The organism is Quyinboa sediminis, assembly GCF_042219855.1.
In the GTDB taxonomy this organism is placed as follows: domain Bacteria; phylum Bacteroidota; class Bacteroidia; order Bacteroidales; family UBA5342; genus JBHJHP01.
Map to the genome: position 1 here is coordinate 445671 of NZ_JBHJHP010000004.1, position 11002 is coordinate 456672.

The 11002-nt window shown below is 38.0% G+C and carries 8 protein-coding genes and 1 tRNA gene; 6 read left to right on the forward strand and 3 right to left on the reverse strand.

Going from position 1 to position 11002, the window contains the following annotated elements; genetic code table 11:
- Positions 1–10 precede the first annotated feature (10 nt).
- Positions 11–700 carry a PKD domain-containing protein gene (locus tag ACE1EF_RS12300; RefSeq protein ID WP_375720968.1) on the reverse strand — a complete coding sequence of 230 codons (690 nt, stop codon included), beginning with the start codon at positions 698–700 and terminating at the stop codon, positions 11–13.
- A 226-nt stretch (positions 701–926) separates the two neighbouring features.
- Positions 927–1011 (reverse strand) — tRNA-Ser (locus ACE1EF_RS12305).
- 475 nt (positions 1012–1486) lie between these two features.
- Between ACE1EF_RS12305 and ACE1EF_RS12310 the strand changes: the two genes are divergently transcribed.
- Positions 1487–1807 (forward strand): RNA recognition motif domain-containing protein, encoded by a 321-nt coding sequence (locus ACE1EF_RS12310; RefSeq protein WP_375720969.1) that lies wholly within the window; start codon positions 1487–1489, stop codon positions 1805–1807.
- 154 nt (positions 1808–1961) lie between these two features.
- The gene (locus ACE1EF_RS12315; RefSeq protein ID WP_375720970.1) at positions 1962–2576 is read left to right on the forward strand and encodes an acyl carrier protein phosphodiesterase; all 615 of its coding nucleotides are present in this window, start codon (positions 1962–1964) and stop codon (positions 2574–2576) included.
- On the opposite strand, the gene ACE1EF_RS12320 is transcribed toward ACE1EF_RS12315, so the two are convergent.
- Complete coding sequence (locus ACE1EF_RS12320; RefSeq protein ID WP_375720971.1) at positions 2556–4049, reverse strand: sensor histidine kinase; 1494 nt, start codon at positions 4047–4049, stop codon at positions 2556–2558. The genes ACE1EF_RS12315 and ACE1EF_RS12320 overlap by 21 nt on opposite strands.
- A 319-nt stretch (positions 4050–4368) precedes the next feature.
- Between ACE1EF_RS12320 and ACE1EF_RS12325 the strand changes: the two genes are divergently transcribed.
- From ACE1EF_RS12325 to ACE1EF_RS12340, 4 genes are all read left to right on the forward strand, one after another.
- Complete coding sequence (locus tag ACE1EF_RS12325) at positions 4369–5079, forward strand: succinate dehydrogenase cytochrome b subunit (RefSeq protein WP_375720972.1); 711 nt, start codon at positions 4369–4371, stop codon at positions 5077–5079.
- 21 nt (positions 5080–5100) lie between these two features.
- A complete protein-coding gene (locus ACE1EF_RS12330) occupies positions 5101–7044 on the forward strand; it encodes a fumarate reductase/succinate dehydrogenase flavoprotein subunit (protein ID WP_375720973.1) in 1944 nt (647 codons plus the stop codon).
- Positions 7045–7060: 16 nt separating this feature from the next.
- Positions 7061–7816, forward strand: a complete 756-nt coding sequence (locus tag ACE1EF_RS12335; protein WP_375720974.1) for a succinate dehydrogenase/fumarate reductase iron-sulfur subunit — start codon at positions 7061–7063, stop codon at positions 7814–7816.
- A gap of 560 nt (positions 7817–8376) precedes the next feature.
- Complete coding sequence (locus ACE1EF_RS12340; protein ID WP_375720975.1) at positions 8377–11001, forward strand: hypothetical protein; 2625 nt, start codon at positions 8377–8379, stop codon at positions 10999–11001.
- Position 11002 lies beyond the last annotated feature (1 nt).

Here is an 11002-nt window from a genome sequence, read left to right on the forward strand (position 1 = left end):
AGTCTTTATTTTATTCCCACTTCACGTAAACTGTAAAACTGTATTCATCCAGAACCATATCAAACGATTCAGGATAACCGTTAAGCCGGTAATACTCCATATAGCCGATGAGACCTCCAACGAATTCACTGCTAGCAGGATCCAGGTCATAAATATTAACATAAAAGCGTTTGTCGAATTCAGTAAAGCTATAGGTAATTTCAAATGGGTATGATTTACCGCTTACTGCATCTTCCTGAATATTTACGCTTTGTGCATAATCTGTCTTGTTTTCCGTCCCGGCCGTAATATAAATGTCCGGATTTGATCCGGGATCAATATCCCAGGAACTACCGTCGGGTTTTGTTGATGGGAAGCGATTGACATCTATACCGGTAATATTCATTTTTGTAGCTTTCCCCGGTATATTAAGGGTTTTAGTTGTTTTTGTTTCGCCTCCGGGGCCGCTTGCTTTAAGAGTAACGGTATGGAGTCCCTCTGTAAATTTATATGTAACGATCTGCCCTTGCCGTATCTCGTCATTGCCGAAATCCCATGTGTAGGTATCAGCGTCAGAGTAATCTGCTGTAAAAGTTACTTCCACAGGAGAAAAGACTGTGGCTAATGTATAGGTAAAGTCGCCTGTTGGTTCAGGTGTTTTTTCGCAACTTAGCAGTACAAAATATGCTGATAGGTAGAGCAGGATGTTAGTCTTTTTCATAAAAAGGGTTTTTGAAATATTATTCAGGAAGTGAAATTAGTGAAAATTTAAATATTAACAATTCGTTCCTGCTCCCTATGGTTAGTGCTCCTTCGTTAAATCATCTGACGGAAGTGCCTGTAAAGTCAAAGAATAAATGTTTTTAAGATACAACTTCTCATCAAACACATCCGGTGATATCTGGGAATAAAAAAGCCCCGGTACTTTCGCCGGGGCTTTTTTGGTGCGGAGAGAGAGGGATTCGAACCCCCGGTACCTTGCGGTACAACGGTTTTCAAGACCGCCGCATTCGACCACTCTGCCATCTCTCCCTGATAAAATCAGATCTGGTTTTCAGAACGCCGCACCCGATAGCTATCGGTACAACCACTCTGCCATCTCCAAAATACTAAGATCGGGTTTTTTTAGTGCTTATTCCGGTAGTCAACGGATATCTGCTTACCTTCACTTATTGAATTTTAAAGCTATCTCTCTTAAATAGCGGTGCAAAAATAGAAGAAAATTTAGTATGCGCAAAACTAAAATTCTAAATTTTTTCCTCTGTGTCATAATTATGAATAAGTAATTGATTTGTTATGCCAGTGTAAAAGTTTTTTAATGTTGATTATCAGTAGATTAATAATGGTATTTTTATGATATACTTTTTTGTTTTTTGTTAAAAAATTACCGTATCTTCGTGTCAGTTATTTAATAGAAGTTCTTAGTCCGATTTCCTCTATTTAACAGATTGAAAACCCGTACTATCCTGTCTATTAGTTTTTTCAATTATTTTATTTTTTATTTTTTATGATGAATATTTTTATTGCAAAATTAAATCCTCAAACTACAGGAGAGGATTTAAATGAAGTTTTTAGCGAGTATGGTGAAGTAATCTCTGCTAAAGTTGTTATGGACCGCGAAACCGGAAATTCCAAATGTTATGGTTTTGTAGAAATGGCTAATGATGATGAAGCTACAACAGCCATTGATCAGTTAAATGAAGCTACTCTGAACGGAAACGAAATTGTGGTTAAGAAAGCTAAACCAAGAGAAGAGAGAAATGATCGGAGAGGAGGAGGTCAGAGAAGAGATCAGAAAAGACCTTTCAGACCTCATAGCAGAAGTTAAAAAATTAGCGGGTGTTGCCCGCTTTTTTTATGCAGTTACGTTTCTGTAAAACAACCCTGTTTGTTTTTTGTGGATTTTTAGTATGTCCTTACCCCAGTATTTTTTAACATCATATCATCAAACCGTTTTTAAATCAGAATTAGTAAATTTATACATGAACTTCCTGGCGCACTTATTACTTTCTTATCCTGATGAAGATGAAATGACCGGTAATTTTATGGGGGATTTTGTTAAAGGGAAGAGCTATTTAAACTATCCTGTCCCAATACGGAATGGTATACTCATTCATCGGGCTATTGATGACTTTACTGATCAGAACCGGATTGCCAGAAGACTGGTGGTGGCACTGAGACCCGTATATAAAAGATATGCGGGCGTGGTTTCTGATATCGTTTTTGATCACATCCTGGCGCGTGATTTTAAAAACTGGTCAGGTACTGATATTGACAGTTTTGCCCGATACAGCTATAAAGCACTGGCAGATCGTCGGGATATCCTGCCTGAGAGGGTATCTTTTATTCTTGACCGGATAAGAGAATCAAGAAGATTAGAGATGTATGCTTCGCTTGAGGGAATAAAAAATTCAGTTCAGATCATGTCAGACAGGACATCGCTTCCGGATCATACACGTGAACTGATGATTTTTATGGAAAAACAAAGTGCATTTATAACAAAAACCTTTGAAGAATTTTATCCGGAACTGATTTTACGGGTCAAACAAAAACGGCAGGAACTTCAGTTGCATAAATCAGGTAAAAACCGGGAATGAGATGGTAAAGGTCGTTCCTTTACCTTTTTTACTTACAACGTTGATTGTACCTTTGTTTTTAGACACAAATTCTTTGCAAATGATCATGCCTAATCCTGTCCCGGATTCATTTTCTGTACCGGGAGTACTGAATCCCTTGTTAAGCGAAAAGAGTGTTGATGTTTTTTTCTCTGTCATTCCTACCCCGTTGTCTTTGACAACAATCTCTGCCTTATTGCCGTTCAATACAGAATAGACTTCTACCTTGCCACCGGAGAAGGTGTATTTAATTGCATTGGAAATCAGGTTCCGCAACGATGTTTTTAGCATGTCTTCATCCGCCTGAATGAAAATATCCTCTTTGCATCTGCTGATAAATTTGATGTCTTTTTTCTCATAAACCGGTCTGAAAATCTCTTCCATAAGAGAGATTAAGTCGCATACCCTTATTTTAACCGGATTATAAACAATTTTATTCATCTGTGATCTGGTCCAGATTAACAGGTTTTCAATAAACTGATAGGTTTGCTCTCCTGATCGTTTTATGGTTTTGATATAATTTCGTCTGGTTTCATCATTTAACTCATAGTAGTCGTCATAAAGCAATTCAGAAAATCCCAGAATGGCGGTAAATGGCGTGCGAATATCATGTGCAATTATCGAGAAAAAACGGTTTTTTTCATCATTTATATCAGAAAGTTCTTTGTTTTTTTTCAGTAGTTTTGATTCATACCGTACAATCTCATCGATGTTTTCAATGATCCCAAACATTTTATCCGGTTTTCCATGAGCATCTCGTTCAAGATCTGCAACCAGTTTTATCCAGCCTGTTTTTGATGATTGAGAGTTGATATGAAGTGTTTGGTTCAACTTTTTATCACTTTTATAACACTTATCCAGTTCTGTTTTTAATTCACGGATACCTTCTTTGTCAAAGAGGCTCAGAAACTGATCGAACCTTCCGTTGAAACTCTGTTTTTCGATATGAAGAATCTCTGTTACATGATCTGAGATATAGATGTCGCCTGTTTTTATGTTCCATTCCCATATTCCGAAATTTGCTGCCTGTTCTGCCAGCCTCAGACGTTTTGCATTTTCATTTCTTTGTGCCTGTTTCCATCGGTTCTCATTAATTTTTTCCAGGCATATAATACCGGAAGTTTTGTTGTTTTTGTACGAAATGGTCCCGGATGCCTCCATGAAAATTTTGGAATTGTTTTTATGTCTCAGACAGATTTGGTAGCTGTTAAATGTAACCTTTTTAATATATCGTATTAAACGGTAGGATTTTTGTATTTCCGTTTTGTGAGACGGATGGATGAAACAGAGTAAAGGTTGCCCGGTTAATTCAGCAGATGTATATCCCAGATGCCTGCACAATACCTCACTGATGAACACAATGCAGCCATTATCCTCAAGCAGAATTTCCATCTCATTGTTTTCAAAAAAAGACTTTGAAAAAATGTTTTTGTTATGGTCGGTAATTCCAGGCATAAATTAAAGTTACAGTTGTATCAAATATAATAAAATTAATCGATATTAATTTGTAAATCAGTTCTCCGCATAGGATTTAATCCAATAAATTCCCGGCTGATTTTAGTTCTGTAACAGATTTATTTAAACTATTTGTTAAAAAGCTGGTAAAAAATAATCTATCTGTTATTTTTGTAGGCATTTGATAAAAAACGTGTATTTCTTTTTATATCCGTTTTAAATAAGGAAAAATTTCATTAATATATTGCCAGTAATTATGTTTCATGTAATTTTGCGATCTGTTCTTTAAAAACGATAATAATTCTAAAAATTGATATGTATGGCTAATCTTTTTAGTTCTTCAATCGGAAGAAAATTTCTGATGAGTATATCAGGTCTTTTTCTTATTTTGTTTCTGATTGTGCATTTAACAGCGAACTCGTTTCTGATTCTTGACTGGGCATTTGGAACAGAAACAGGTCAGATGTTTAATGCGGCTTCACATTTTATGGCAACAAATCCATTGATTAAAGTTGTTGAGCCGGTTTTGGCGCTTGGATTTGCGGTTCATATTATTTATTCACTCATAATCTCATTTCAAAACCTGAGAGCAAGGGGAAACCAGAAATACCAGTCAGGGAATAATACGCAGGGCGTTGAATGGGCATCAAAGAATATGCTCGTTCTGGGGATTGCAATTTTTGCATTTCTGGCTATTCACATCTATGATTTTTATTTAAAGATGCGGGGTTACAGACCCTGGCATCCGGCGGAAGTAGAGTTTCCGTTTTTCGGACTTACTGCAACGGGTGAAAATGCCTATACTCTGGTAAATGATACATTTAGTCATCTTTGGGTAGTTATTGTGTACGTGATTGGTTCTGTTGCACTTGCGTTTCACCTGGCGCATGGTTTTTGGTCTGCATTTCAGACAATCGGCTGGAACAATACACTATGGTTGAAAAGATTACGCGTAATCAGTCTGGTAATTGCCTGGATCATAGGTGGTGGGTTTAGTGTAATTGCTGTTGCACAATACTTATTCTTTTAGTAATCAGAAAAAATTATTGCTATGGCAAAAAAGATAGATTCAAAAATTCCACAGGGCCCGTTGGCTCAGAAATGGAGTAATTATAAAGCACATCAAAAGCTGGTAAATCCAGCCAATAAGCGCAAACTTGATGTAATAGTCGTTGGTACGGGGCTCGCAGGTGCATCAGCTGCTGCATCGCTTGGTGAAATGGGTTTCCAGGTGAAAAATTTCTGTATTCAGGATAGTCCGAGACGCGCCCATTCAATTGCTGCCCAGGGAGGTATCAATGCCGCTAAAAACTATCCAAACGACGGCGATTCTGTTTATCGATTGTTTTATGATACCGTAAAAGGTGGTGACTACAGGGCAAGAGAGGCTAATGTTTACAGGCTTGCAGAAGTTAGTAACAGCATTATCGACCAGTGTGTAGCTCAGGGTGTTCCGTTTGCAAGGGAATACGGAGGTTATCTGGATAACAGATCATTTGGTGGTGCACAGGTTAGCCGGACCTTCTATGCCAAGGGGCAGACCGGACAACAGTTGCTCTTAGGTGCCTATTCCGCCCTGATGCGTCAGGTTGATGCCGGATCAGTAACCATGCATACGCGTTCTGAGATGGTTGAACTTGTAATTATAGACGGAAAAGCACGTGGCATTATCACACGTAACCTTGTAACCGGTAAATTAGAACGTCATTTTGCACATGCAGTGGTTATTGCTACTGGTGGGTACGGTAATACCTTTTTTCTGTCAACAAATGCCATGGGATCCAACGGATCAGCGGCCTGGATATGCTATAAAAAAGGTGCTTATTTTGCCAACCCTTGCTTTGCTCAGATCCATCCAACCTGTATTCCTGTACATGGTAAATTTCAGAGTAAGCTGACCCTGATGTCTGAATCGTTACGTAATGACGGTCGGATTTGGGTTCCAAAGAAAAAGGAGGATGCCGAGGCTATTCGTGCAGGCAAACTTAAACCTGTGGATATAAAAGAGGAAGACAGGGATTATTATCTGGAAAGAAGATATCCTGCATTTGGAAACCTTGTGCCACGCGATGTGGCTTCCAGAGCTGCGAAGGAACGTTGCGATGCGGGGTATGGTGTCGGATCTACAGGTTTGGCTGTTTATCTTGATTTTAAATCAGCTATTGAACGCCTGGGAGAGGATACCATTAAAGCACGCTACGGAAACCTCTTTCAGATGTATGAAAAAATTGTGGACGACAATCCCTATGAGACTCCCATGATGATTTATCCGGCAATCCATTACACAATGGGTGGTATTTGGGTCGATTATGAATTAATGACTTCCATCCCCGGATTATTTTCTATAGGTGAGGCAAACTTTTCAGATCATGGCGCCAACAGACTGGGTGCTTCTGCTTTAATGCAGGGATTGGCTGACGGTTATTTTGTATTGCCTTATACTATACAGAATTATCTGGCTGATGAACTTCATGTGCCCCGCATGTCAACTGATCTGCCTGAATTTGAAAAAGCAGAGCAATCTATTAATGACAGGATTGCAAAGCTGATGAAAATAAAAGGTGAGAAATCTGTAGATACCATCCATAAGGAACTTGGATTGGTCATGTGGGATTTTGTTGGTATGGCAAGGAATAAAGAGGGATTACAGGAAGCTGTCAGTAAGATTCAGGAAATTAAGAAAGAATTCTGGACCAATGTCAGAATTCCCGGCGAAGTTGAAGATTTTAACACAGAACTTGAAAAAGCAAATCGTCTTGCTGACTTTATCGAAATTGGTGAACTAATGGCACGTGATGCTCTGAACAGGGAAGAATCCTGTGGTGGACATTTCAGAGAGGAGTATCAGACAGAAGAAGGTGAAGCTTTAAGACAGGATGATAAATTTAAATATGTTTCTTGTTGGTTTTACACTGGTGATGACAAAGAACCGGAGCTGTTGAAAGAAGACCTGGTTTATGAGGCTGTAGAAGTAAAAACAAGAAACTATAAATAATTTAAGTTGATAGGTAATGGAAAAGACAATTAACTTAACATTGAAAGTTTGGCGTCAGAAAAACGCCGGAACAAAAGGAAAGTTTGAGACATATCAGTTATCCGGCATTTCAACAGATAGTTCATTCCTTGAAATGATGGATATTCTGAACGAACAAATTATACACGAAGGTGGTGAGCCGGTAGCATTTGATCATGATTGTCGCGAAGGTATTTGCGGAATGTGCTCTCTGTACATTAACGGTCGCCCGCATGGGCCGGATGATGATGTCACAACCTGCCAGTTGCATATGCGGAAATTCAGGGATGGAGAAACAATAACTGTTGAACCATGGCGATCAGCAGGTTTTCCCGTAATTAAAGACCTGGTTGTCGATCGCACCGCTTTTGATAAGATTATTGCAGCAGGGGGTTATGTGTCTGTCAGTACAGGTGGTGTGCCGGATGCCAATGCGATACCCATCTCAAAAATCGACGCTGATGAAGCTATGGATTCAGCTTCATGCATCGGTTGCGGTGCTTGTGTTGCAGCCTGCAAGAATGGCTCAGCTATGCTTTTTGTATCGGCCAAGGTCAGTCAGTTTGCATTGTTACCACAGGGAAGGGTCGAGGCAAAACGCAGGGCAAAAGCTATGGTGTCAAAAATGGATGAACTGGGATTTGGAAACTGTACCAATACAGGCGCCTGTGAAGTAGAGTGTCCGAAAAACATTTCTATCTCAAATATTGCACGATTAAACAGGGAATTCCTGAAAGCAAAATTCAGAGATTAACCCGTAAGCATAAGGTAATAAAAAGGTTGATCATATTTTCATGATCAACCTTTTTTGTCTTATCAGGAAGTATTATTCTGGCATATCTAAGGGTATAACTCGATTATTGGAATTTTAACATAATTCATCATTTTTTCAGACAATTTTATCGTAGATAATCTCGTTAAATAATGGTACTTTTTCTGCAAAGAGTATATATTTTTTAAAAAATGAGATGGATTTTGGAGGGGAAATTATGAGGAGAAACGTTAAAAAATATTTTAAAAATTCAATTCACACGCCTGAAAAAGGCTTTTTACCGTATTTTTATTAACATTTTTAACAAATGGCAATACTTTGGAAGTTTGTTGCATATGAACTATATTAGTTCTATATTTGTTCGTTGCAAATTTTAGTGTTTTATTTACACTCATTGAATTTGACAAAATAAATTGCAACTTTTTAACACAACACTAATTGAAAAATATGAAAAAACCCAAATTTACTCTTCTGGCGCATATGTCTTATGCGGTATTGTTTCCAGATTTTAAATAGGGCTTAAATTAAAATTTTATTATACGATGAAAAGAAATTTTAAGAATCATCTTTTTCGGTACCTGATATTGATATCTGTATTAGTATCCGGGTCTTTGGGTTTCATGTCGTGCAAAGATCCATACATATATGATAATAAGGAACCGGATTGGCTTGGAGCAAGTATTTATGATTATTTAAAGGAAAATGGTAATTACACGAATTATGTGAAAATTATCGAGGATGTAGGGTATACAGAGGTTTTAAGAAAAACCGGTAGTAAAACATTGTTCGTTGCTGATGATGATGCTTTTACTCGTTTTTATCAGAATAACGAGTGGGGTGTTTCAAGTTATGAGGATTTGAGTCATACTCAGAAAACGCTTTTGCTGAATTTCAGTATGATAAACAATGCTTATCTGATTGAGACCTTATCTAATTATTATAATGGCGAACTGAATAAGGGGCAGGCAATCAGAAGAGAGACTGCACTGACAGCAGTGGATACTGTTTACTTTGACAAGGGTGATGAATTACCGGATACAAAACAATGGGAAGCATATAAAACACGTGGAATTCACCTGTTCAAAGACAATACAGCATCACCTCTGGTTCATTTCCTTGAGAAACAGCTGAGTTATGCAGCGATTACGAATGAAGACTTCTTTTTGATTACAGGCAAGGAACGCCAGACCAATGATGCCTTTATTTTTGATAAAAAGGTTATTGAGCGTGATATTACCTGTAAGAACGGATATATTAATGTACTGGAAGATGTACTTGTTCCGCCGGTTAATATGGCTGAGTATCTGATGGAAGATACAAGAACTTCGGAGTTCTCATCGCTGCTTGAGCGGTTTTCTGCACCATATTACGACAGTGAAAATACAGATCGTTTTAATAACATAGACTATAACGAACAGAATAACATTCATATCGATTCCATTTATACCAAAGCATATTTTTCTTCAACAATTACAGGAGGTAGAGAACGTTATCCTAATGGCCGGTTGATTAATACAGATTTGCTTTTACCCTATAATCCGGGTTGGAACAGTTATAGTGATAACATTAACGGAACATCATTGCAGGCTGACATGGGGGCAATATTTGCGCCAACCAATGATGCTATGGATCATTACTTCAATGTAGGGGCCGGTAAAATTCTGAGAGATCGATTTGGAAGCTGGGCTAATGTTCCGGATGATATAACCGTATTATTCCTTCAGAGGCATCTGAGAACTTCTTTGCTTGCTTCAACACCAAGCCGTTTCGAAAAGATGACCGATACTGAAAACTCGGTTATATATGTTGGAAAAGATGATATTGTAGATACCTATGTGGGAGTTAACGGCGTAGTTTATATCATGAACAATGTTTATCCGCCGGATGATTATATTTCTGTTTATGCACCGGTTCTGTTCAGTGAAAAAACAAAGGTTTTCAACTGGGCAATCCGCCAGAATGACTTCAGATTATACCTTAACTCTTTGATTAGCCGGTATAGCTTTTTTGTACCAACTGATGAATATCTTAAAAACTATATTGATCCGGTAGCATTTGCAAAAGATAAAAAGGGCGCATTACAGTTCTGGTATAACGAAGAAGAACAAACGGTTTTTGCTACTGTATATGCATATGATGCAGCAACGAATACGGTAGGTGATTCTATAGCATCAATAGAGGATCCTGATTTCATTTCGAACCGGTTACTCGACATGCTGAATACCAACATTGTGGTTAACGGCGTTGAGGATGCTGATGGATATTACCTCACAAAAGGTGGCAATGTAATTAAAGTTGAAGGAGCCGGCTCCGGTTTGAACATGGTTGTTCAGGGAGGTGGTGATATTGAACGGAACGATGAAGTACACATGGTAGATAATTTTGAAGTGGAAAACGGTTATACCTATTTTATAGATAAACCAATTCAAACACCTACAAATTCGGTCTATAAAACGTTAAGTGAAACACCAGAGTTCAGTTCATTCTTTGAATTGCTTTCCGGTTTTCCGGAGTCTTCAAACTCAGTATTTTTTGTAAGAAGAACCAATTATTTCGGTATCGACTTCACAGTAAAATTCTTAAATACATTTAATTATACCATTTACGTTCCAACAAATGATGCAATTGCCAAGGCAATTCAGGATAGCATTATTCAACCCTGGGATGATTACGTTGTAGCTCCCGGAGATACCATTATGGGAATAAATTCTATCGAAGGAACCACAGACAGAAATGCTGCAATTGTAAAACTGGAACGTTTCCTGAGGTATCATTTCCAGGATAACTCTGTATTCATAGGTGGAAAATCAGTGGATCAGGTTTATCAGTCATCTACCATTAAACTGAACGGAGGATACTCACTGTACAATACCTATAAAAATAAGTACTATAAAATTGGTGTTGTGGGTGACGGATCTTATTTGAATTTAACAACAGAAAGTGAAGCTGCCAGGGGAACAGTAAGTGCATCGGTTATTACACAACCTGGTTTGTATAACCTACTGGCAAGAGATTATATTTTTAACGCAGACCCGCAGACATTAAAAGAAGTTGATGGTACAGGTGCTTCAGGTGCCGCCTTTTCAACATCGCAGATCTATACTTCTGCAACTGCTGTAATTCATCAGATTGATAACGTATTGAGATTTGAAACAAATGAAAATTAAT

Bases quoted from the DNA above. Each gene is read 5' to 3' on its own strand.
- ACE1EF_RS12300 (WP_375720968.1), bottom strand. From the start codon at position 700: ATGAAAAAGACTAACATCCTGCTCTACCTATCAGCATATTTTGTACTG.
- ACE1EF_RS12330 (WP_375720973.1), top strand. From the start codon at position 5,101: ATGGCAAAAAAGATAGATTCAAAAATTCCACAGGGCCCGTTGGCTCAG.
- ACE1EF_RS12320 (WP_375720971.1), bottom strand. From the start codon at position 4,049: ATGCCTGGAATTACCGACCATAACAAAAACATTTTTTCAAAGTCTTTT.
- ACE1EF_RS12310 (WP_375720969.1), top strand. From the start codon at position 1,487: ATGATGAATATTTTTATTGCAAAATTAAATCCTCAAACTACAGGAGAG.
- ACE1EF_RS12340 (WP_375720975.1), top strand. From the start codon at position 8,377: ATGAAAAGAAATTTTAAGAATCATCTTTTTCGGTACCTGATATTGATA.
- ACE1EF_RS12335 (WP_375720974.1), top strand. From the start codon at position 7,061: ATGGAAAAGACAATTAACTTAACATTGAAAGTTTGGCGTCAGAAAAAC.
- ACE1EF_RS12325 (WP_375720972.1), top strand. From the start codon at position 4,369: ATGGCTAATCTTTTTAGTTCTTCAATCGGAAGAAAATTTCTGATGAGT.
- ACE1EF_RS12315 (WP_375720970.1), top strand. From the start codon at position 1,962: ATGAACTTCCTGGCGCACTTATTACTTTCTTATCCTGATGAAGATGAA.